The 21,680-nt window shown below is 38.7% G+C and carries 16 protein-coding genes and 3 riboswitches; of the genes, 6 read left to right on the plus strand and 10 right to left on the minus strand.

Features of this window, described 5'->3' with window-relative positions; genetic code table 11:
* Positions 1 to 15: 15 nt before the first annotated feature.
* The 3 genes from PQ460_RS19250 (at position 16) to PQ460_RS19260 (ending at position 3,543) form a co-directional block, all read left to right on the plus strand.
* A complete protein-coding gene (locus PQ460_RS19250; RefSeq protein WP_274170810.1) occupies positions 16 to 1,464 on the plus strand; it encodes an aminotransferase-like domain-containing protein in 1,449 nt (482 codons plus the stop codon).
* A 127-nt stretch (positions 1,465 to 1,591) separates the two neighbouring features.
* A riboswitch (cyclic di-GMP riboswitch) is annotated at positions 1,592 to 1,688 on the plus strand.
* 63 nt (positions 1,689 to 1,751) lie between these two features.
* Positions 1,752 to 2,396, plus strand: coding sequence for a class D sortase (locus PQ460_RS19255; protein ID WP_273615076.1), 645 nt, complete (start codon positions 1,752 to 1,754; stop codon positions 2,394 to 2,396).
* Positions 2,397 to 2,486: 90 nt separating this feature from the next.
* A riboswitch (cyclic di-GMP riboswitch) is annotated at positions 2,487 to 2,571 on the plus strand.
* Positions 2,572 to 2,639: 68 nt separating this feature from the next.
* A riboswitch (cyclic di-GMP riboswitch) is annotated at positions 2,640 to 2,717 on the plus strand.
* Positions 2,718 to 2,730: 13 nt separating this feature from the next.
* Entirely contained in the window at positions 2,731 to 3,543 is an 813-nt protein-coding gene (locus PQ460_RS19260) for a transglutaminase-like domain-containing protein (protein ID WP_274170811.1), read from the plus strand.
* 149 nt (positions 3,544 to 3,692) lie between these two features.
* On the opposite strand, the gene PQ460_RS19265 is transcribed toward PQ460_RS19260, so the two are convergent.
* Together PQ460_RS19265 and fdhF are read right to left on the minus strand one after the other, a co-directional pair.
* The gene (locus PQ460_RS19265) at positions 3,693 to 4,262 is read right to left on the minus strand and encodes a helical membrane plugin domain-containing protein (protein WP_274170812.1); all 570 of its coding nucleotides are present in this window, start codon (positions 4,260 to 4,262) and stop codon (positions 3,693 to 3,695) included.
* Positions 4,246 to 7,242 (minus strand): formate dehydrogenase subunit alpha, encoded by a 2,997-nt coding sequence (gene fdhF, locus PQ460_RS19270; RefSeq protein ID WP_274170813.1) that lies wholly within the window; start codon positions 7,240 to 7,242, stop codon positions 4,246 to 4,248. The genes PQ460_RS19265 and fdhF overlap by 17 nt, the downstream gene beginning before the upstream one ends.
* A gap of 449 nt (positions 7,243 to 7,691) precedes the next feature.
* Between fdhF and PQ460_RS19275 the strand changes: the two genes are divergently transcribed.
* The 3 genes from PQ460_RS19275 to PQ460_RS19285 all read left to right on the plus strand — a co-directional run bounded on the left by PQ460_RS19275 (position 7,692) and on the right by PQ460_RS19285 (position 9,666).
* On the plus strand, positions 7,692 to 8,372 hold the full coding sequence (locus PQ460_RS19275; protein ID WP_274170814.1) for a futalosine hydrolase: 681 nt from the start codon (positions 7,692 to 7,694) through the stop codon (positions 8,370 to 8,372).
* Position 8,373: 1 nt separating this feature from the next.
* On the plus strand, positions 8,374 to 9,210 hold the full coding sequence (locus PQ460_RS19280) for a 1,4-dihydroxy-6-naphtoate synthase (RefSeq protein ID WP_273615071.1): 837 nt from the start codon (positions 8,374 to 8,376) through the stop codon (positions 9,208 to 9,210).
* A gap of 291 nt (positions 9,211 to 9,501) precedes the next feature.
* Positions 9,502 to 9,666, plus strand: a complete 165-nt coding sequence (locus tag PQ460_RS19285; RefSeq protein ID WP_204825444.1) for a DUF1540 domain-containing protein — start codon at positions 9,502 to 9,504, stop codon at positions 9,664 to 9,666.
* Positions 9,667 to 9,878: 212 nt separating this feature from the next.
* Here PQ460_RS19285 and PQ460_RS19290 read toward each other — a convergent pair whose 3' ends face one another.
* The 8 genes from PQ460_RS19290 to PQ460_RS19325 form a co-directional block, all read right to left on the minus strand.
* Positions 9,879 to 11,630: a methyl-accepting chemotaxis protein gene (locus tag PQ460_RS19290; protein ID WP_273615070.1), complete on the minus strand. Its 1,752-nt coding sequence runs from the start codon at positions 11,628 to 11,630 to the stop codon at positions 9,879 to 9,881.
* 262 nt (positions 11,631 to 11,892) lie between these two features.
* Positions 11,893 to 14,592, minus strand: a complete 2,700-nt coding sequence (locus PQ460_RS19295) for a rhamnogalacturonan lyase family protein (RefSeq protein WP_274170815.1) — start codon at positions 14,590 to 14,592, stop codon at positions 11,893 to 11,895.
* Between the two features lie 223 nt (positions 14,593 to 14,815).
* Positions 14,816 to 16,564 (minus strand): CotH kinase family protein, encoded by a 1,749-nt coding sequence (locus tag PQ460_RS19300; protein ID WP_274170816.1) that lies wholly within the window; start codon positions 16,562 to 16,564, stop codon positions 14,816 to 14,818.
* A 117-nt stretch (positions 16,565 to 16,681) separates the two neighbouring features.
* Positions 16,682 to 17,413, minus strand: coding sequence for a DUF4956 domain-containing protein (locus PQ460_RS19305; RefSeq protein ID WP_273615067.1), 732 nt, complete (start codon positions 17,411 to 17,413; stop codon positions 16,682 to 16,684).
* A 3-nt stretch (positions 17,414 to 17,416) separates the two neighbouring features.
* The gene (locus tag PQ460_RS19310) at positions 17,417 to 18,139 is read right to left on the minus strand and encodes a polyphosphate polymerase domain-containing protein (RefSeq protein ID WP_273615066.1); all 723 of its coding nucleotides are present in this window, start codon (positions 18,137 to 18,139) and stop codon (positions 17,417 to 17,419) included.
* 267 nt (positions 18,140 to 18,406) lie between these two features.
* On the minus strand, positions 18,407 to 20,416 hold the full coding sequence (locus PQ460_RS19315; RefSeq protein WP_274170817.1) for a hypothetical protein: 2,010 nt from the start codon (positions 20,414 to 20,416) through the stop codon (positions 18,407 to 18,409).
* Positions 20,391 to 21,296 carry an ABC transporter ATP-binding protein gene (locus PQ460_RS19320; RefSeq protein ID WP_274170818.1) on the minus strand — a complete coding sequence of 302 codons (906 nt, stop codon included), beginning with the start codon at positions 21,294 to 21,296 and terminating at the stop codon, positions 20,391 to 20,393. The genes PQ460_RS19315 and PQ460_RS19320 overlap by 26 nt, the downstream gene beginning before the upstream one ends.
* Positions 21,289 to 21,678, minus strand: a complete 390-nt coding sequence (locus tag PQ460_RS19325) for a GntR family transcriptional regulator (RefSeq protein WP_274170819.1) — start codon at positions 21,676 to 21,678, stop codon at positions 21,289 to 21,291. Before PQ460_RS19325 ends, PQ460_RS19320 begins: the two co-directional genes overlap by 8 nt.
* Positions 21,679 to 21,680: the final 2 nt, after the last annotated feature.

Here is a 21,680-nt window from a genome sequence, read left to right on the forward strand (position 1 = left end):
AAAGGAGTACACTCAATGAATTATTGGAAACCTGATCGACAATCCACTCTACCTTTACATAGACAAATCGAGCAACATATTCGTTATAAAATAGTCAGTGGTGAATGGCCAATCGGGACTCGCTTGCCTTCACAACGCCAACTAGCTACTGTATTTGAAGTAAATCGTAGTACAATTACGATCGCATTAGATGAATTAAAATCATGGGGCATTATAGAGGGGAATAAAGGTGGAGGCACAACTGTAATCAACAACACATGGAACCTGATAGCTGCTGCTTCTCAGCAAACGATAGATTGGCAAGCTTATGTAAATGCAGGCACACATCAACCCAATCTAAAAACGATTCAAAAAATTAATCATGCTGAATTTGCTCAAGGAATGATTCGTACAGGCACAGGTGAATTAGGCAAAGAGTTAATGCCTCATCGCCAAATATCTTCTATTTTACAACAAGCACCGTCTGAACTGTTTTTAGGATATGAAGAACCAAAAGGCAATTTTGAATTAAGACAGCAGATTGCTCATTATGTAAAGCAATGGGGAATACATTGTAGCACTGATTCTATTTTGATCGTATCTGGATCTATTCAAGCTCTACAATTAATAGCTGTAGGACTTCTCGCTCGCCCTTCTAGTATTGTAGCTGAATCTCCATCTTATATTCGTTCTATTCAAGTCTTTCAATCAGCAGGTATACCTATTCATTCTGTTTCTCTGGATAAAGAAGGGATTGATCTGAAGGTTTTACATGCCACAGTCGCTCAATATCAATCAGGATTACTATATACGATTCCTACTTTTCATAATCCAACAGGTATATTGATGTCTAAGCAACGCCGTAATGATCTTATTGAACACTGTAAAGAATTGAGATTACCTATTATTGAAGATGATGTATATCGTGAATTATGGTTAGATGATCTTCCCCCTTCTCCGCTCAAATCACAAGATTCTAATGGCAATATCGTTTATTTAGGAAGTATGTCCAAAATGATGAGTCCGGGGCTTCGAGTAGGTTGGGTTATCGCACCTGAACCAGTTATCGAACGATTAGCCGATATCAAAATGCAGACCGATTACGGTTCTAGCAGTCTTTCTCAATATGTTGCTACCCAATGGTTCGCTCAAGGTTATCACGAACCACATATACAATGGGTACGCGGGCAATTGCGTACGCGTCGTGATCAGATGCTTGAACTATTACAGCAACATTTTAGCGATATAGCCGATTGGCAAATACCGACAGGTGGCTTTTATATTTGGGTAAAGTTAACTGTTACAGTACCTATGCAATTATTGTTTGAGCGCGCTATTCAGGCAAATATTTTAATTAATCCGGGTTATTTATATGAAGACGAAGCCACATCACATATAAGATTATCATATGCGTATACCTCACCAGAGCATCTACACACTAGCATTATCCAACTCAAAAAATGTATTATTTCGTTATGTCGTTAGTTTGAACAATCATTTATTATTTTTTAAGACATTTTGCTGTTTTATTGGTGTTATTATCTCACTTACTTATTTACTGTGCATACTATCAATGATACTATTAGCTGTAGCTTTAACAGACAATTTCATGTATGGAGAAAAGCAAACTATTCGAAAGAATAGGACGCAAAGTGTGGAGTCTAACAAGTATAGATCGAATATACTTTATTGATTGTCCTACCGCCCCGAACAATGATCGGGGTTTTTCTGTTTTTTTTATCGTATACAACAAGAGATACGGAGTGATAACTATGAAAAAGTGGTCTTATTTATTTATTCTGTTAGGCATTATGATTCTAGCTTATCCGCAAGTCAGTGAATGGTATGCCGATTGGCAACAAGATCGCTTATTAAATGAAGCTGAAAGTGAAGCAATCGCACCGTCTACTGCTCAACCTGCGAATTTAAAAAGTGGATATGCCAAAGTAAATCATCTTTTAAATGAAGAAAGTGAACAGTCTACTTCTGCTCCAGCACCAGTACAAGGTGATATTTTAGGGATTATTACTATTGATAAGATTGATGTCAAATTACCGATTGTCGAAGGAGCAACACGCGATAATATGCGTAGTGCAGCTGTACACATTTCTGAAACAGATCAATTAGGTCAAGCAGGCAACTTCGCAATTGCTGCGCATCGAGCTCACAAATATGGACGATTATTTAATCGATTAAATGAGGTCAAAATTGGCGATATTGTGAAAATTGAGTCTAGGGGTAAAGTTTTCGAATATAAAGCCGATAATATAAGTATAGTGGAACCTACTGACGTATCAGTATTAGAAAGTCACCCTAATCGTGAAGAAATCACGTTAGTGACTTGCGATCCTCTAGTTAATCCGACTCATAGACTTATTATCCATGCTGAACGAATATCGACAAATATTTCTAGTTGATTTTTCTCAATTTAATGATATTATAGTAAATATGAACAACCAGTAACTTTTAAGGTTTAGGAATTTAGACACTTAACCATAAAAGCTTCTGCACGATAATGGCAAACCTTTCGAAAGAATGGGACGCAAAGCTAAAGGGCCTTACCTCTTATGGGGTTGGCAGCCAGCCACCGAATGAAGAAGCTTTTTTCTATACACTAAATATCCTTTTTATGTCATATATGCAAATTTAAACTAAAATTCAAACGATAACGGCAAACCTGTCGAAAGACTGGGACGCAAAGCTAAAGGGCCTTGACCACATGGCAGCCAGCTACCGAAAGGAATACTAATCATGAAAAAACTTTTGCTAACTTGCTTGACAGCATTCACTCTTATCTCTTTCGCTCCGACGCATACTTATGCAGCTACACCTCCTGCTACTGACTCTTGGTTAGACACTTCAACTGTAAGTGAAGGCTTTATCGCCGTTCATTATAATGCACCAAGTCACACTCGTACTAAATTGATGATTAGCAAAAACGATGTGAACTACACTTACGATCTTAACTCAACTCAAACTGATTCTTCTTTCCCTTTACAATTAGGTAACGGAACATATAATGTAACTATTCTTGAGAACACATCAGGTAACAGCTACAAAAAAGTCCAAGGTGATTCTCTTGAAATGAACCTTAACAACGAAAATGCTGTCTATCTTGCTTCCACTCAAAATGTAGATTGGAAAAATGCTACTGCTCTTATCAGCAAAGCACAACAATTGACTAAAAATGCGACAACAGATACAGAAAAAGCACAAGCTATCTACGATTATATTACTACTAATGTAAAATACGATTATAAATTTGCTAGTGCATTGCCTGCTGTATATGTACCAGATGCTGCAACTACATTAGTATCTAACAAAGGCATTTGCTACGATTACGCTTCTCTAAATGCAGCAATGCTTCGTAGCGTAGGTGTTCCTACAAAATTGGTAATGGGTACTTCTACAAATGTTAAAGAATACCATGCTTGGAACGAAGTTTTATTGAATGGCCAATGGGTAACAGTAGATACTACAGTTGATGCTACTTTAAAACAAAGCGGTAAAACAACAACATTAGCTAAAGATGCTGCTGAATACAAAGCTGTTAAAACTTACTAATCTCACATTTCAAATATTCATTACATTTGCATATTCATACACAACTCAAAAAGCGAGAAAGATCATTTATATGATCTTTCTCGCTTTTTTGATTGGATTTATTATTTGTATTTACAGCTATTCTATGACTACCATACACTGTATTTTAATCATTGTGAGCTTTGAGGAGGTTCTTTTTTGCTCAATTCCCCGCCCATTGCTTTGAGAAACTGTAATCCTACCGATAGTGAAGATCTAACATCAGGATCGCGCATCATTCCGAGCAATCCAATCATACCTGGCGGATGATCATCAGCATGACTATTCTTTTTCCCGACTTTGGAAGGCTTATCATTCTCATACAATTTCTGTGAAGAATCAGAATATAGGTCTCCTAGATGATCTAATCCTGCTCCTAAAGCTTTGATTAGCTTTTCTAGTTCTTTTGGATCAAGCTTACCTAATACTTGAATAAGCGTAAACGCATTTTTGATCAATGGGGGCAAATTCATCCCTTCAATCATATCAATGCCTATCGCACTGATTGGAATTCTATTTTTGAGCGCAGCATCTGCAATATCCAGTACGCCTGCTCGATCCAGTTCTTTAACAATCTCTAGCATTTTCAAGATCGATTCTGTATTGTCTGTTAATGCTTTAATTAATAGACCTAGTGATTGAGCTTGAAGCTCCGCTTCTGTCGGAATATGACGTTCTATCTGCTTAATAGGTCTCGCCATGAGACTCACGCTCCTTCTGGATCGTTGTAGCAATCGGTTCATAGTCTGATCGATTCCACTTATCTTCGACTCGTACACTGATCTGAGGACGGCGTGTAGCGAAGCGTGGGTTGACCTGAGGCAAAGGCGACACCTGATGCTCTACTTCATCTACCAACACTTCCATCATCACATTGATTTCTTTGTAACTTGGCGTATGGGTAACTTTATCGGTATAACTACTGGTTAAGCGGTTGATGGCTTCATGTTCATTGGATGTATTCATCGGCAAATACAATTCTTTGCCTTTCACCCGATCCGTTACCAGTACCGACAATTTTACTTTACCAAAAGGAGAAATCAATCGAACTTTGCTACCGTCTTGTACTCCTCGCTCTGCTGCCAGTTCTGGTGAGACTTCTAGCCATGTGCCAGGTACTTTATGGCGAATCCCTTCAGCTTTGTACGTCATATTGCCTTCATGGAAATGTTCTAATAAGCGTCCGTTATTTAAATGCAGATCATACATCGCTTCTGGCTCATACGGTTGTGTCCATTCTACCGGATATAATTTTGCTTTTCCGTTAGGGAAATGGAACTCTTCTTCATACAACAAATGTGTACTGGTTCCGTTTGGATGCACAGGCCACAATTGACTATTCCAACCTTCTAACAGATCATAATGAACACCTGCAAACAAAGGGGCTAGACTCGCTGCTTCTGCCATAATTTCGCTCGGATGAGTATAATTCCACTGCGCTCCCAAAGCATTAGCAACATCTTGAATAATGCGCCAGTCTGGCTTGGAATCACCTAGAGGGGCAAGCACTTCATGGAACCGCTGAATACGGCGCTCGGTATTGGTAAATGTACCATCTTTTTCAAGACTTGGAGAAGCTGGCAAAATCACATCAGCGTATTGAGCTGTATTGGAGAAGAAAATATCCTGTACAACGAAAAAGTCCAGCTTGCCTAACATCTCTGCAACAAAGTTAGAATTAGAATCGACCAACGCCATATCTTCACCAAATAGATACATGGCTTTTAGCTTACCTTCTTCGATCGCATCAACCATCTGATGATTATCATATCCAGGTTCTGCAGGAAGCTGAACGCCCCATGCTTGCTCATAACGATGACGTACATCATCATCTGATACTTTTTCATACCCGGGGAAGAAATTCGGCATCGTTCCAAAATCACAAGCGCCTTGTACATTGTTGTGACCACGTAAAGGATAAGCTCCTGTGCCCGGACGACCGAAATTACCTGTAGTTAGCAACAGATTACATAGCGCTGTAGATGTATCTGTTCCACCGCGATGTTGAGTTACACCCATTGCCCACAACACACATACTGATTTTGCTTGATGAATCATTTCAGCGGTAGCAATTAATTCTGCTTGTGAGATACCGGATACTTGCTCTGCATATTCTAATGTGTACTGATCGAGTGATTGACGGAACTCTTCATATCCATCGACACGAGCTGTTAAAAATCCGTTATCTTCCCAGCCTTGATCAATAATATATTTGGTAACCGCAGATACCCAGACCAGATCAGAACCCGGACTTGGATGTAAATGAATATCTGCACGTTCTGCCATTTCATTTTTGCGTAGATCGGATACGATCAATTTTTGACCATGCAGTTTATGTGCTCTTTTCACTCTTGTAGCTAGTACCGGATGGGATTCAGCAGGGTTCGCTCCTACAATCATAACTAGATCTGCTTGCTGAATATCTTCGATCGTACCACTATCTCCACCCATACCTACGGTACGCATCAATCCCGATGTAGCTGGAGACTGACAATAACGAGAACAGTTATCTACATTGTTCGTGCCCATAATAGAGCGTACAAATTTTTGGAAAATATAATTTTCTTCATTAGAACATTTCGATGAAGCGATATAACCAATCGAATCCGCTCCATACTCATCACGAATACTGCCTAATTTGCCAGCGATCAGATTAAGCGCTTCTTCCCAGCTTGATTCGACAAATCGATCACCTTTACGGATCAAAGGTTTGGTCAGGCGTTCTTCACTATTTACAAAATCCCAGCCCCATTTGCCTTTAATACACGTCGAAATTCCATTCACCGGCGCGTCGATTGAAGGTTCGATTTTGAGAATATCGCGCCCTTTGGTCCATACTTCAAAGCTACAGCCAACTCCACAATATGTGCAGACGGTTTTGGTACGTTTGATCCGCGAACTACGCATAGAAGCTTCGATCTCTGATACTTTAAATATTTCTCGGTATCCCGGTTCGATTTCTTTGGTCAGTTCAATCATCGGTTCCATCACTTGATTATCAATACCTGTTAGGAATCCAGCTTCACCGACCATCGTAGTCTCCATCAACGCATTACACGGGCATACCGTAACACAATGTCCGCATGATACACAGGAAGATTGATCAACAGGCACATCATCATCCCAGATGACACGCGGCTGATCACGACTCCAATCGATCGTTAATGTCTCATTGACTTGAAGATCCTGACAAGCTTCTACACAGCGTCCACATAAAATACATTGATCTGGATCATATCTATAAAAAGGATTGGTATTATCAATTTGATAAGGTTTGGGTTGAAAAGGATAAGTCTGATGTTCGATCCCTAATTTTTCTGTTGTGTTATGAACGACACAATTTCCATTATTGTTATCGCAGACCGTACAATACAGTTCATGATTTTTGAGAATACGTGACATCGATTCTTGCTGTGCTGCTTTGACCAGTGAAGATTCTGTAGAGATTTGCATGCCTGGACTAACTACCGTGCTACATCCGCGAACCAATTCTCCGTTCACTTCTACCATACATGTATCACATGTCTCGATTGCTCCTAGTTGCTCGTTATAACAAATTTGCGGAATATAAAATTCGTCTTGTCCTTTGGCTGCTTGCACGATAGTTATACCTGGTTCTGTAACGACCGATTGTCCGTTTACTTCAATCACGATCTGTTCTGTATGGCCTGTCTTCATCATCCTGTTCACCTCTACCTTAAAATTAGTCCTAAATAGTCTAGTTGTATGATGCAATAAGCTACTTCTGAATTGATCCTGCCATGATGTCTTGCAACGACTTATCACAAAATAATGTATTATAAAATTGAATGAATCATATTTACCCAATCCCTTTTTAAAGTAAGCATCTTTTCCCTTTTATGTGATGATCTATTATTTCTATTCGTACATAATTTATATTAATTTAATTACATATTATATTTATAGTTTATTTGCAGCTAAATAATGTGTGATCCTATTAGCGCTAGAGTGATACTATTTTGGCGTTTGAATGATTCTTTTGCTTCTTATTTCTGGTGATTGATAATGAAGTTATCCTTTAGAGCTGACTTTACTTTATAGCTTAATGAGAGTAACGTTAGAAAGTAGCTTGTAATGAAATGCTTGTAAACCATAAGGAGATACAATCTATGAATACTTCGATTCATTCTCATTCGTCCTCTAAACGAATATTGATTATGACAGCTGTTGAAGCGGAGCGTGAAGCTGTTCTGCAAGGATTGTCTGCACGGGGTGAAGACCGCTTTAGTGTGCAATTAGCTGGTGTAGGCCCTGCTTCAGCAGCAGCGCGAACAACTTCGATTCTTGCTAAAGAATCTTTTGATATGGTGATTAGTGCAGGTATTGGTGGTGGATTCAGTGGCTATGCAGAGATCGGTTCGATTGTACTTGCAAGTCAGATGATTGCAGCAGACCTCGGTTCAGAGACACCGGATCATGGATTTCTTTCGGTAGATGAATTGGGATTCGGCTCTTCTGTTATTCAGGCGGATACTGTCTATAATGGAAGTCTTGCTTCGGCGATTCAATTAAAAGGTCTTGCTGTGCATATTGGCCCGGTATTAACTGTATCTACCACTACCGGTTCGGCTGAATCAACAGCCAGGTTAGCTGAGCATATTCCAGGTGCTTCGGCTGAAGGAATGGAAGGTTATGGTGTAGCGCTGGCTGCTCATTATTTTCATCTGCCAGTCCTAGAAATTCGTGCAATCTCTAATCGAGTCGGTCCGCGTGATCGAAGCAGTTGGCGTATTCCTGATGCGTTGCAAGCTTTAACTAAAGCAAGCTCCATATTACCGGAGGTGCTATAATATGAAAATCGCTTTTTCTCCATGTCCTAATGATACATTTGTTTTTCATGCGTGGGTGCACGGTCTTATTCCGAATGCTCCCGAGCTTGATGTAACTTATGCTGATATTGATATTACGAATAACTGGGCAGCTACAGGTGAAGGCCCTGAAGTACTGAAAGTGTCTTATGCAGCATTGCCGTGGTTATTAGAAGATTATGCCCTAATTCCTTGTGGTGGTGCTCTTGGCCGAGGCTGTGGTCCATTGGTATTAACAGCCAATCCTAACGAAACGAACCCTGCCAGTCTATCCGGTAAAAGAGTCGCTGTACCTAGTGAACGTTCTACCGCTTATATGTTATTCCGTCTATGGGCAGCACAAAATGTTCCCGGTGGTGTTGGGGAGATCGTTGTTATGCCATTTGATGAGATTATGCCTGCGGTTCGAGATGGTCAGATTGATGCAGGTCTGGTTATTCATGAAGCACGATTTACGTATCCTAATTATGGTCTAACACTAATGGAAGATATGGGTAGCTGGTGGGAAGAAGATACTGGATTACCGATTCCATTGGGAGCTATTATTGCTAAACGTTCATTAGATGCGAATCAGATTGCTGATTGGGTACGTTCTTCTGTGGAATATGCTTGGGAACATCCTGAAGCTTCACGTCAATATGTACTGGATTATGCACAAGAAATGGATCCTACAGTAGCAGATTCTCATATTAATCTGTATGTTAATGAATTTACACGTAATCTAGGGGAAGATGGTTATGGAGCGATCGAAGCGTTGTTAGGACGTGCTGCTAATGAAGGTCTTGTTCCTTCATTCGATCTTTCATTGTTACGTAAATAATGGTCATAGTTGGTTTTTATCATAAAGCATCATAACGACTCATCAAAAAGCCCCAATTCACAATCAATCTACAGTGAATTGGGGCTTTTTTTTGTCTAAATAACATTTTTTTAAATTTTTTTGCGGATTTTTTATATATTTGTAAGCAAAAAGTTTGCCAATTGAATTGATTATCTGGTACACTGGCATTAACGCTACAATATTTGTAGCGAGAAATACAAATAGCCCCTTTTCACAGAAGGAGCTGCTTATTTCTAATTCCTATCATTCTATTATGGGAGGTGAATTACTATGGTACAAAACGTACTTTGTGAAGTGAACTCTTGCACACATTGGGCTGAAGAAAATAAATGTACTGCTGAATCTATTTTCATCATCAACCATGCTCACAAAAAAGCAACTGAGTCTGAAGAAACAGATTGCCAAACTTTTGATAAAAAAGAAGCAATCAACTAATTGAAAATGTTTTACAACTGAGAAGGGACTTTGCCGAGTTCCTTCTTTCTTTTTATATTCTACCAACAATGATTATTATTATCAAGTAGATTTAAAAAAAAATTATAGATTATCTCACTTTGTCTGTGTTTTACCTGTAAACATACTGATTGCATTTCTCATTCTCAATACAATCAGTAATTTACAAGTCTTATTCCTTATCACTAGCCGTATTAGATTTTAAATTTAGAAACAGATGCTAATAGTTCATCTATGCCTTGCTTGGACATACTCATACTTTCGATCACTTCGTTTGTTTGCTCTACAATCGTCTCGGTTTTACCTGCAATAGTAGACGTCCCCGCTGCACTTTCATTAGAAGCCAGCGCAATCTCATGAATCGACTTCACTTGATTTTCTATAGAGGATAATAGCTGTTTGGATGTTGAACTTAGATCTGTCGCAATATCATCTATTCCTTTGGCACTTTCTGCATATTGATCTGTTGAAGTTAGCATCATATGATAGTCCTGTTTGATCTCATTGCCAAATAGTTGAAGCAAATCATTCGAGTTGGATGAAAGATTGCTAACCGATGTGATTACATTGCGAGTAATCTGATCAATCTGATCAGCCGCTTGCTTGGAATTGGCTGCTAATTTACTAATCTCACTTGCTACTACTGCAAATCCTTTACCGGCTTCGCCTGCTCTTGCCGCTTCGATACTTGCATTTAGTGATAACAAATTCGTCTGTGCTGCAATCGTAATAATCGTTGATACCAGTCCATTGATTTTGGATACCGATTGCGATTCTAGCAGTGCTTGTTCCAGACGTTCTTTTACACCGGTATAGATGCCTAAGCTTTTATTATAAGAAGTGCGGAAATCTTGACTAAGCCCTTGAGCACGACGGGTCAATTCATCAGCAGACTTGGCGCTTTCTTGTGCTTGAACAGCTACAGAATGAACAGCATGTTCCAGATCACGAGCTGTCATATTCATTTCTTCTGTCGATGAAGCTGTCTCTTCTGTGCTTGCCGATAACTGCTCGGTTGTAGCAGAAATATCCTGTACGCTGTCTTCCAAATGAGACATGTTATGATTCACCGTTTGAATATGATTCTGTAAATTAGAGCTCTGTGTAATCACCTGCTCAAATACTTCTCTAAATTGCTTACGTGCTCCACCCATTGCTGCAATAATAAGAGCAAACTCATCTTTTTCTTCTAAATATTTTTCATAGCCTTTGCTATATTTCAGATCAAGTGCTGCTGTTTTGTTGATAATTTCTAATGTGACTTTGGTACGACGGTTCACATTACGAGCGAAGATTATACATACAATTAAAGAAATCAGCAATACAACAATTGCTGCGATAATTAATGTTTTTGCCAGTTGATTCTGTAGTGTTTGGCTTTCTAGTAAAATCGCTTGATTATAATTGTCCAAAATCTCTTCTGCCTGATTGATATCTTCACGTGCCGCATCAAAGCGTGCAGTGCTTTCAGTTAGATTTGCTACAGTATTGGTATTGATATCAAATTCTTTTTGCCATGCTGCAAAATTAGTATCAAAATCTGCAATCAATTCAAATACGTTCTTGTTAGAATCAGCATGTTGATATTGATTGAATTCTGCTTGATGAGCTTTAAAAATAGCTTCTGCTTTGTGAACACGTTCATACGTTTGTTGTGCATTTTCAGTGTAATCTGCTTTGGCTGCTTCCAAAATGGCAGGGTCTGTCGAACTGGTTAATGTCATTTGCGCTACTAACGATTGATAATAATCACGATCTGCATTCAATAACCAGTAATTTGTCATATACGATTGATCATAAAGTTTGGTAGTTAACGTATGGGCGATCGATTTGGTATGACTTAGTGCAAACACCGTAATTCCGATCAAAGCAATCATAACAATTGCCATCGGTACAAACATTTTCAGCCGTAAATTCCAATTGTTAATATTAAATAGTGTTCTCATAACATGATCTCCCTGCTACACTGTATTGTTCGAATAAATGGCATATTACATTGTTACGATTACCTATTATTTACATAATATTTATATCGGATTTGAGTACACTTTGTAATAGCACAAATATTCACTTTATGATTACTGGTGTGATCGCTTGTTAACAACAAAAAGACTACTGACGTATTAACGTCAATAGCCTTTTGTATTTGTTTTATTTAATTGTTTGATATGAGGATATATTCACGTTAGAGCATGAGGTGTATTTTATTTATTGTACATAATAAATATCAGGTGCTTGAGGTTGCTTCATCCCTACTCCTATATGAAAACCTGGATGTGGTGGTTGATTGTATCCTGCATTTTGCCATGCGACAGACAAACGATACACCGGATCATGCATTAAGGTACGCAACCGATAATCGGTTATATCTGTCGTCGTATAGATACGTAATTCACTATTATCATTGGAACGCAAAACCACTTCTTCACGCCAGTCTCCATACAGATCTGCTTGTAGCGCTGGTGTCGCTTTGGTTCCGTTGTTAGAACTACTGCCTGTTGCTATAAATAGATTGGTCGTCGTGCTGTTAGTATAATCCCATTTATCGATCCGATTATCATCTAACAATTCTCGTAATAGATCGCCATCCCACCAGATACCAAAATTGGTCGATGAAGGAATAGTTTTGCTAATTAATTCACCTGTAATACTGTACAATCCGGTGATTGGAACATGTTGGGCATTAGTAATGGTAGCTGCCCACACTTCTTCTCCGGGAAAACGAGGATCGATATCTGCTGACATACCACGTCCTGTATCAATCCCTGTTTTGACTCCCCATAGAATTTGTCCGGTATTTGCATCATGAACTTCCATACCGTATGGAGAATCTTTATGCTCATGCACTCCGAATACTTCAAGCCCTGCTCGATTCGGATTCAGATCACCTAAGTGCTGAGCGTCACCATGTCCAAGCCCTGTAGTATAACGTGGGGTTCCATTATCATCGATCGAAATAGAACCAAAATTAATCTCGTCTTTGCCATCTCCATCGACATCTGCTACATTCAGCGCATGATTACCTTGAGCTGTATACGTAGTCTGATTGCCTACATTGGTATCGTATGTCCAGCGCTTGACGATTTTGCCTTCTCGAAAATCATAAGCTACCAGAACAGTACGTGTGTAATATCCTCGGGTCATTACAAAGCTTGGATGTTGCCCGTCCAAATAAGCAACTCCTGCTAGAAACCGATCGACCCGATTGCCATAATTATCTCCCCATGAAGCTACTGTTCCACGAGGCGGGTCATAATTAACGGTGTCTAGTGCCGCTCCTGTGGCTCCTTGAAATACCGTCAAAAACTCGGGACCTGTGAGTACATATCCAGCACTATTGCGATAGTCTGCTTTGATATCGCCAATAACTTTGCCTTGTCCATCAATCGTGCCGTCTGCTGTGCGCAAAGCCACTTCAGACTTTCCATCCCCATCCAGATCATAGACTACAAATGGAGAATAATGAGCACCTGCACGAATATTAGGCCCCATATTGATCCGCCATAAACGAGTACCATTTAACTTATATGCATCCAGATATACAATGCCTGTATATCCAGATTGTGAATTATCTTTGGCATTAGAAGGTGACCACAACAGTACAATTTCGTACTCTCCATCTCCATCCAGATCGCCTACACTAGCATCATTTGCACTATACGTATACGATACTCCGTCTTTGGTGACACCGTCAGCAGGCTTTTGCAAAGGAACTGATTTGTATTGCTGTTGCCATACAGATACAGGAGTAGCTACTGATGTTTCTTTACCATTTTGCACTGTAAATAATGTATAGACTGATTTGTCTGTTCCTTGAGAATCCAGCAGATTGGTAGCGCCTGTAATCGGTTGACTATTTACCAGCACACCGTCACGGTATACATTAAATGCGATCCCGTCTGGATCAAGCCCTAACATTCTCCAACCTACATAGATCCCATTTTTGCTTTTCACAGCAACCAGTCCACGATTCAACTTTTCCATAGCACGTTGACCGGAAGCAACAGTAGCATCTTCAGTCATCGTTAGATTCTGTACATGTTGTGCTAAAGGAAGATTCAGATCAGCGATTCCTTCTGCTACCAGTCTTGCGATCTGAATAGCTCCGTATTCTTGAAAATGAGTGTTATCTACCACTCCATCTGGAAAATTAGGATACACACCTGAAGGGACATGTAAAAAGACTTTTTTGGATGCTTCAGCACCGATCGAATTATAATAAGCAACACTGCGAGCGCTAAGATCGATTAAAGGTGTATGGGTCTGAGTAGCGACTTCTTTCATCGCTGTTACATAATTGGGGAAACTGATATTGAATTGCCCTGTTGTCGTATTAAAATCTCTGCGACCTACAGGAGTAACAAGAATCGGAGTGGCTCCATGAGCAAGAGCACCATCAATATACTGCTTGAGGTATACTTTGTAATCAGGTACAGGTGTGTAGCGCTCTGGCTTCGTATCGGCATCATTGTGACCGAACTGGATCATCAGATAATCGCCAGGTTGAATCTGGTTCAAGATCGTATCTAATCTACCTTGTTCGATAAAAGAACGGGAACTACGTCCACCTATCGCTTGATTGCTAATCTTCACTTTGTCGTCCAAATAACGGTCTATCATTTGCCCCCATCCTGCTTGCGGTTGTTTGGATGTTGCATAAGTCTGTACAGTAGAATCTCCTGCCAGATATACAGTTGGATTCGAGACTATAACAGGCTCATTGCCATACGTATTATTGATTACAGTAGGTGTCTGTTCTTCTTGTTCGATTGTTCCTAGATAAGAAGGATTAGTCGGTTGTTCTTGATCTTCAGCTGCGATAGAGCGGTTCAAAGGCAATCCAGCAAATAACATAACCATTATAAGCACAAGCGATATCCATGGACGATACGAAAATGATCGATTCAAATATACCCCTTCTTCCTCATTTTTAATAGTGAAGCGCTTACATTAGCATCATACATGGAATGATCATCAGTGGATATTCAATATACAGTGGTGTTTGTGCAATAATCAGACCTGCTGTTGACGTGAGTTCGATATGTTTATGTCAAATAACAAAAAAAGGATAGAGTCATAAGACTTTATCCTTTTTACACTTATATTTCATTGGTGACATATAATATGCGGTTTAGACTCGTCGGCGACGGAACCATAGTACAATGCCTATCGCTAACACCAGAATGCCTATACTTATTGCTGTATATTTCGCCTGTGCGGCTGTATCAATAGTAGGTGTTATCGGTTCTCCAAATCCTCCACCCGGGCCTCCGCCCATTCCACCACCGACACCATCAGGTGGAGCCATCATTCCGCCATTTCTATCATTATCACCGCCTGTTGGAGCTCCTTCAGGTCGTTGACCACGTTGTCCGCCACCCATTCCCATTCCACCGCCCATACCGCCATTTCCAGAACCATCACCTGATGAAGCAATCGTCCCATCTAGTTGTCCTTGTATATTTGCGATATTGGTCTGATTCCAAGCGATTAATGATTTCACACCTGCTTGATATTCTTCATACGTATAGAAAGAAGTAGGATCGCTTTTCACATCGGCTGCGATCATATCATTTAATGCATTCACTTTTGCTGTAAAAATATCATTTGCTAAAAAATGAGTGAGTACATTCTGGATCATCGTATGATATTTTTGTTTGTATTCATCGACTGCTAATAATTTGGCAACCAATGGACGCTCTGCTAAAGCTCCTGATGTAGGCTCATCAATCATCAAAGATGTAGAACTTGCTTTATTTGCTGTATTCGCATTTCCAGTTGTATCAGTCGTTTGGGCAGTAGGCTTGGTATCTGTTGCGTTAGTATTGGCTGTATTGGATTGAGGCTGGTTGGTTGTTGGCTCTGTTGTTGCTTTTGTCGTGTTGGTATCTGAATTAGTATTAGCATTTTCACCACCACGACCGCCGAAGCCACCGCCGCCCATGCCTCCTCCCATACCACCCATTCCGCCGAATGCCATGTTATAATCCCATGGAATCATAGAAAATACGCCACCATGTTCGTACAGATAATAGTTCTGCTTATTGCCACCAATGTAACTATCTGTATTGTTGGTCACCACATTTAACGTCAGATATTCAAGGATACTATCTACATCAAGATAATCCGTATATGGCGTTTTACTATCATGATTCAGCTTATCCAGCATATTAATTAACGCGTCTTTGTCCTGACTTTCTGACTTCACATCAAGACCTGTATACGAATCTGCATCATCATCAATCCACTGTAGATCACTACCGCTACCTGTCATCAGACCTTTGTATAATGTGCCTGTTGTATCTTCATAATGAGTCTCTATAAATTGGTCGTCTACTTGCTCTACAGCCAGATATAATCCTTTATATGTACCATTAACATAGATACGCACAAAGGAGTGCTTAGGTGTAGGGAGCCCTAACATTTCAGACATTTCATACGCTAAAAATTCACGCATATAAGAAGCATCACTATAGTTGTTGTTCAGATTAATTTTGTCTAAGCCGTATAGATTTTGTCCGGAAATGTATTCATCAAAACTCAGCTTAAAGCTATACCGATCCGAATCATCCATCTGTACAACACTGCGTAAGGAAAGATTACCTTTTGTACGGATACCTACATTTGTGATTGTTTTGCCGTTATAATCCACTGTTGCCGAGTGGTATTCTTCATCAGACGCTTGATCTAACATATCTTGAAAATCCGAATCAGGAAGCGTTATTTTGACATCGACCACTTTATCTTCTACAAATACATTCGTATCTTGTGCACTTTGTTCTGTCACTGTGCCTGCATGAGCTTCTTGCGTTGATGCCCACGGTATAATAGCCACAAGACATAGTGTACCTGCCAGAACCACTTTTAATATCCACTTCACTTTATCACCACCAATTTTAAAATAAAAAACCTTTGCATAAATCGGTATATTGACTTGTGCAAAGGATTTCTATGAGCTTTCATTTCGATCAATTTCAGCCATGTCTATTCGCTTCTATTATGAAACGTAATCACCGTTGTAGCTAATCAACACAGCATTTTTTACACCTGCAATATTAGAAATTTCATTTACAAATGTAGGCTCATTGTTTTTGATACGTACTTCTAGCGTCAATTCAATATTGTCTGCTGTAATTGTTTTTTGTCTAACTGTGTGGCGTTTTACCAGTGAGTTCAGCTTGCTGTTTACTTGTTTCTCTGCATCGTCTCCTTGAGCGTTTACGACCAATAGATACGGCGTTTCGAAAGAAGATCCTTTGATGAATAAGAACATCACCAACCCTACAATCACAGAACCGATAATCGCCAAACTATAAAAACCTGCTCCGGTAACAATCCCTGCCGCTGCTGCCCAGAATAAGAAAATCAAATCGGTTGGGTCTTTAATCGGTGTTCTAAAACGAACAATACTAAGTGCACCAACCATACCTAGAGACAGAATCAAGTTGGAGTTAATCGCAATAATCACCATAGAAGTCACTAGCGTCATGCCGATCAGTGAGATATTGAAGCTTTTGGAATACAGCACTCCGCTAAATACACGTTTGTACAGGAAGTAGATAAATAGCCCCACCAAAAAAGCGATCCCCATCGTGAGCAAAATATGAGTGATACTGATATCAGAAGTGAAGCTTTCCAGTACAGAATTTTTGACGATATCTGAAAAATTGGTTGTTGCGTCAGTTGTTGTTGCATTTGCCGCGGCTGCGACTGGTGTCGTTGTTGCCATATGTTATTGATCCTCCCAGGAATTTTCTTTACCGAGTTTACGGCAGATAACGTATTTGGAATTGGATTGACGAACTAATCCTTCGAGTTGTAATGCTGTTTTGATATAATCCGGCAAATATTCATCAAATTTCACTTCAAGCACAAAAAATTTATGATCAATCGCATCGACCATTGCTAAATTCGGATCAAATATATCGTGATTGTTCAGACCTGTTTTCATATATTTATCAAACGTAATACGGACATTGCCTAGCTTAGAGGTATAAGCTTCCCGTACATAATCTACAATCACTTGTGGACGCAATAAAACATTGTTAGCCGCATGATAAATCTCATACAGTAAAGGTTTGTGAGGTAAGTTGAGCACTTCATAATTGCCTTTTAGAATCTCATCGTACATGTCACGGGTAATCGATTCTTTGACTTTGGCAATATAATCGTTCATTTTAATTTTCTTTTCAAAATGAATAATCTTATCTTCGCCATTGTAAATACGAATCCGGTACTTCACACGATCTCGCACACCGCCTAATTTCTCATGCAATGCCGTATTATTGATATCATCAAAATACAGACTTCGAATCAGATATTCTCCAGCTTCATTGGAATTCGCATCTTGTGTCATCAGCGGACGTAGCCGTTGTCGAATCGTAAAATACTGATGGTAATTCACGTAATGCTTGAGTTCATGCCGATATTTCAAATCCAAATTTGGATAATACATTTATTCATCCCCTTTCTTCTTGATCTGCTATCCATGAGATCCATGTTTTACATTCCGTTAACATCACGTTTACATTGTTGATTATATCGAGGGATTTTGAACTTTATATGAACAGATGTTTAAAAAGAGGTAAATTGATTAGTACGACAAGTAAAAAATAATAATTGAATAATTGTGTCCTAATACTTTGATAATAAAAAAGCATCGACATAATCGGAAACAACATTTCTGTTGAATCTGATTATATCGATGCTTTAGATAAATAAATTATTCAGGTAATACTTTACTTAGTTCAGATGTGACTTGTGATTGAACTAGATGACGATAAGTTATCGTACCATCTTTAAATTTTAGTTTTAAATAGTAAGAAGCATTATTATAGTCAAAAATATTTTCACTAGCATCAAGTAATATTCCCATCATTTTTTTATCTTTTGCAACAAATTCTTTATCTGTCTTATACGAGTCTGTAAATAAACTCTGCTCACTTGTTGTATCTTTCTCAGTTTTTGTCCGATGATCTCTAACAACAATTATAGCATTCAAGTCTTCTGGTTTCGTAATAATCTGATCCCAGTATCCTTTCTTTTTAAGCCAAATTGCTAAAGGTTTGTAAGAAGCATTCCAATCATAGTATTGAGAAATTTTATAACTGATTAGATCAGATTCAATAGAAAAATAAAGACTACTATAAGGTAAACTTGCATCTGGATTATCAATTGCTAATTTTTCTTTTTTTATTAATTGAATTAATTCTTTAATATCTTTTTTATTTGAAACTTGAATTTTATGCTCTTCTCGATCTCGGTTTACAATTTCAATCGGTTTACTTACATGATCTAAAGATGGAAGATTGTAAACTGCAATCTTATATGATGGTGATTGTTGTATTTTTGCTAGATAATATTGATATTCAGGAGCATTAGAAGGTACTTGGTAAGAGCGTACGATTAAGCTTCCATCTTTTAGCTTATATCCAATATCTACTGACTTATAATCTGATGTAAATTGTTGCAGTTTATCAACTTTAGGACGTATTTGTTCAATTTGCATATGGAGATTACGAACAAGCTGAATATAATTAGGATCTGAAGAAAGGACTCCTGGACGTATGACTCTTGGAAACGTTACATATCCTTCATTTTCAAACAAATAATAAGAAAGATTACCACCTTCATAGACTCCAGCAATCTCTTCTGCACTTGGTATCTCAGCTTCATAATGTACATAATTCGAAACTGGAATATACAAAAGCAAAGCGACCACAACACCATGACCTAACATTCCTTTAACAAATCCCATATGGTATATATTCCAGCTTTTACGTATGATCATTTCTGCTATAGTGTAAGCTACAATAGCTCCTACAATATAAGCAATAGGTGTCCAATCATTCAGAAACGATACAGATAAAGCACCTGCAAATAAGGCACCACAAAACATAACTCCCACTCTAAATAAAGGATTAAAATATGTGAATGTGACAGCATGAGTTGTCTTTTCAGTAGCACGTATTTTATAAAACAGATAACTTAATACGATTAATATAATAGCTATCAAAAGATATAAACATGTTTCTAATGTTGTAATTATTTTGGCAGATGCATTCATAATATTGAAAAGTGGAGACCAATCTTCATTCAAGTTCTGTTGATTCCGAGACGAATATCCAAATAAATAAATATCTAAATGTTTATTCCACACTTTAGGAATAGCTACAGTAAGTGTTAATAAAATAGCAACAACTATACCCTGTAATATCGTTTGTCCGATACAAATGCCTACAAATACAGTAAGGCTAAATAACAAAAGGCTAAGCACATTTGTAGCTATCGTCCATTCTAAAACTTGCATGGCTGTAAAATCAACATACTCAAACTGTCTGCTTAATATTGCTGCTATTATAGCTATGATCCATAGTGGAATCGTTAATGCTATAACTCCTACTGCAAAATGAGTTGTTAATAAATGAACTCTCTTTAAAGGAAGGCTATGAAAAAAATCAACTGAAGCTTTATTTTGCATATATCTTGTTAGCAATAGACCCATAAGGATGGATATAATAAGCATTGCCATATTGGGCCAACCAGCGCCTACTTCAGCAAAGTAACTAACAACAAAATGAAAACGTTGATTCTTATACGAATCATTCAGCATATTTAAAGAGATGAGTATAGATAACAAAAGAACTAACAAATACAATATTCCAAGCCAAGCACTTTGCTTTAAGGTATGATTCCATAACCCTCGATTAAAGAAGAATCGGTTGAACATCATAACCGGCGTCCCCCATTTCGTAAATAAAGATTTCTTCTAGTGTCATCGGCAAAATATCAAATACGTATGGCGTATAGACGTTGAATACTTCTTTGATACGCTCGATCTCGCCTTTGATGATATAAATACCTACGCTACCTCGTTCTTCCTTATACACCACATCCAGTAGACTGGAGATGGCATGTTCATGACGCTCATCCCGGAAAGCGACTTGTATTTTGTGCGTATCGGCTTTGAGATCGTCCAGTTCTTTTTCCACTAACAATTTGCCTTTGTGCATAATGCCTACATGATCACACAGGTCTTCGATTTCACGCAGATTATGCGACGAAATAATGACGGTCATTTCGCGTTCAGCACTTTCTTGAAACAGCAAATTTTTGACTTGTCGTCTCATTACAGGATCTAGTCCATCTATCGGTTCATCCAAGATCAATACATCCGGTCTACAACTCAAAGCTAACCACATAGAGGCTTGGCGCTGCATTCCTTTAGATAAACGGTGTAATTTACGCTTCATATCAATACTTGCGAATGCTGGAGCTAACTGTTGAAAACGTTCTTGACTCCACTGAGGATAGACAGACCGATAAAAAGAAGCCATTTGCTTAATAGAGGTTTGCGGGAAAAAGTAAGGCTGATCGGCTAAAAAAATCATTCGATTTTTGATCTGTGGTTGCTCATATACAGCTTGTCCTTCTAAAGTAATCTGTCCTTGATCTGCACGGTAAATGCCTGCGATCGTTTTGAGCAATGTCGTTTTACCTGCTCCATTGGAACCGAGTAAGCCAAAAATCGAACCTTTATGTACGTGTAACGACAAATCATCTACTGCTTTTTCACCATCAAAGTATTTGGTGAGTCCTTTAACTTCAATCATGATGATGCCCCCTTTCATGTTCTTGCATCGCTTGTTTATACAATTTGATTAAGTCTTCTCTGGTAAATCCGAGATAGATTGCTTCTGCAAACAATTTTAATAATCGCTCGCGCATATCTTCTTGCTGTTCTTGGGTCGGTTGTTGTTGCTGTGGTGAAACAAAGCTTCCTTTACCTGGCTGAGAATAAATATAGCCTTCTCGCTCCAACTCTCGATACGCTTTCTGAATCGTATTTGGATTAACCGTTAATTGAGTGGAAAGTGAACGCACTGAAGGTAATTGTTCTTCAGGCTTCAATATGCCATACATAATCATCTCTTTGATTTTATCCATCAACTGCTCATAGATTGGCTTCCGACTACGTACATCCAATTCGAACATAA

The organism is Paenibacillus sp. KACC 21273, from assembly GCF_028736095.1.
Taxonomy (GTDB): Bacteria; Bacillota; Bacilli; order Paenibacillales; family Paenibacillaceae; genus Saccharibacillus; species Saccharibacillus kyungheensis.

Excerpts from the sequence above, each read along its gene's own strand:
- PQ460_RS19250 (WP_274170810.1), top strand. The coding sequence starts at position 16 with ATGAATTATTGGAAACCTGATCGACAATCCACTCTACCTTTACATAGA.
- PQ460_RS19255 (WP_273615076.1), top strand. The coding sequence starts at position 1,752 with ATGAAAAAGTGGTCTTATTTATTTATTCTGTTAGGCATTATGATTCTA.
- PQ460_RS19260 (WP_274170811.1), top strand. The coding sequence starts at position 2,731 with ATGAAAAAACTTTTGCTAACTTGCTTGACAGCATTCACTCTTATCTCT.
- PQ460_RS19265 (WP_274170812.1), bottom strand. The coding sequence starts at position 4,262 with ATGGCGAGACCTATTAAGCAGATAGAACGTCATATTCCGACAGAAGCG.
- fdhF (WP_274170813.1), bottom strand. The coding sequence starts at position 7,242 with ATGATGAAGACAGGCCATACAGAACAGATCGTGATTGAAGTAAACGGA.
- PQ460_RS19275 (WP_274170814.1), top strand. The coding sequence starts at position 7,692 with ATGAATACTTCGATTCATTCTCATTCGTCCTCTAAACGAATATTGATT.
- PQ460_RS19280 (WP_273615071.1), top strand. The coding sequence starts at position 8,374 with ATGAAAATCGCTTTTTCTCCATGTCCTAATGATACATTTGTTTTTCAT.
- PQ460_RS19285 (WP_204825444.1), top strand. The coding sequence starts at position 9,502 with ATGGTACAAAACGTACTTTGTGAAGTGAACTCTTGCACACATTGGGCT.
- PQ460_RS19290 (WP_273615070.1), bottom strand. The coding sequence starts at position 11,630 with ATGAGAACACTATTTAATATTAACAATTGGAATTTACGGCTGAAAATG.
- PQ460_RS19305 (WP_273615067.1), bottom strand. The coding sequence starts at position 17,413 with ATGGCAACAACGACACCAGTCGCAGCCGCGGCAAATGCAACAACAACT.
- PQ460_RS19310 (WP_273615066.1), bottom strand. The coding sequence starts at position 18,139 with ATGTATTATCCAAATTTGGATTTGAAATATCGGCATGAACTCAAGCAT.
- PQ460_RS19315 (WP_274170817.1), bottom strand. The coding sequence starts at position 20,416 with ATGATGTTCAACCGATTCTTCTTTAATCGAGGGTTATGGAATCATACC.
- PQ460_RS19320 (WP_274170818.1), bottom strand. The coding sequence starts at position 21,296 with ATGATTGAAGTTAAAGGACTCACCAAATACTTTGATGGTGAAAAAGCA.
- PQ460_RS19325 (WP_274170819.1), bottom strand. The coding sequence starts at position 21,678 with ATGTTCGAATTGGATGTACGTAGTCGGAAGCCAATCTATGAGCAGTTG.